General features: G+C 70.9%; 1 protein-coding gene. It reads right to left on the bottom strand.

Annotated elements, in window-relative coordinates; translation table 11 throughout:
* Positions 1-12: 12 nt before the first annotated feature.
* The coding region (locus ACFYMC_RS29830) for an IS110 family transposase (RefSeq protein WP_388531309.1) at positions 13-1,077 on the bottom strand (1,065 nt) is incomplete at its 5' end.

Below are 1,077 nucleotides of genomic sequence, written 5' to 3'. Positions count from 1 at the left end.
GGCGCAGGGATGTCAAGCGGAGGTGGCGAGGGTTGCGTGGTGTGACCACGCGGTGGCCTCGTCGTAGGGGGTGCGGGTCTTGAGACACCCGTGGAGGATGCCGACGAGCCGGTTGCCGAGCTGGCGCAGGGCGGGGTTGTAGCCGGCGTCGCGAGCGCGTTGCTTGTCGTAGTAGCGCCGGGCGCCGGGCGAGGTGTTGAGGGCGGAGAACGCCTGCCGGTGGAGGGCGTCGGCGAGGCGGTCGTTGCGCGCGTGGCGGGCGTGGACGGCGTGGGTCCTGCCGGAGGCGCGGGTGATCGGGCTGGTGCCCGCGTAGTTCTTGCGGGCCTTGGCGGAGGTGTAGCGGGTGGGGTCGTCCCCGAACTCGGCCAGCACCCGGGCGCCGGTGATCGCGCCGATGCCGGGCATCGACAGGTAGATCTCAGCGTCCGGGTGCGCGAGAAAATGCGCGCTCACCTGCTTTTCCATCGTGGCTATCTGTTCGTTCAGCGCGATCAGCAGGTTGGCGTGTGCGGTCGCCGCCGCGGCGTAGGCGGTGGCGACCGGTGCGGCGACACCGAGCTGCGGCTCGCGCAGGCCGGCCTGGATCGCGGCGGCCCTCTGGTCCCGGTTGCGGCGGCGGTGCCGGGCCAGGACGGCGGTGATCTGCTGCTTGGTCAGCTTCGCAGCCTGCTCAGGTGTCGGGGCCTTGAGCAGCAGTTCCAGTGCGTCGGTGCTGGTCAACTCCAGGGTGGCGTAGGCGGTGAGCGCGCCGGGGAAGTACTCGCGCAGCGTGTTGCGCAGGCGCTGGAAGGCGCGGGTGCGTTCCCAGATCAGGGTCTGGTGGGCGCGAGCGACGACCTTGATCGCCTGGGCCTGGTCGCTGTCCCCGGCGACCGGCCGCAGCTGGTCGCCATCGATGCGGACCATGTCCGCCAGCGCGTGGGCGTCTCCCTTGTCGCTCTTGGCCCCGGATGTGCCGTACCTCTCCTTAAACCGCGCCGCCTGTCGGGGGTTGACCGCGTAGATGCGGTAGCCGGCTGCGATCAGTGCCTGCACCCAAGGCCCCCGGTCGGTCTCGATCCCGACCATCACCTG

This window comes from Streptomyces sp. NPDC006879 (genome assembly GCF_042869595.1).
In the GTDB taxonomy this organism is placed as follows: Bacteria; Actinomycetota; Actinomycetes; order Streptomycetales; family Streptomycetaceae; genus Streptomyces.
Note: the sequence above shows the minus strand (reverse complement) of the source record. Positions and strands in the feature narration are given on the sequence as shown.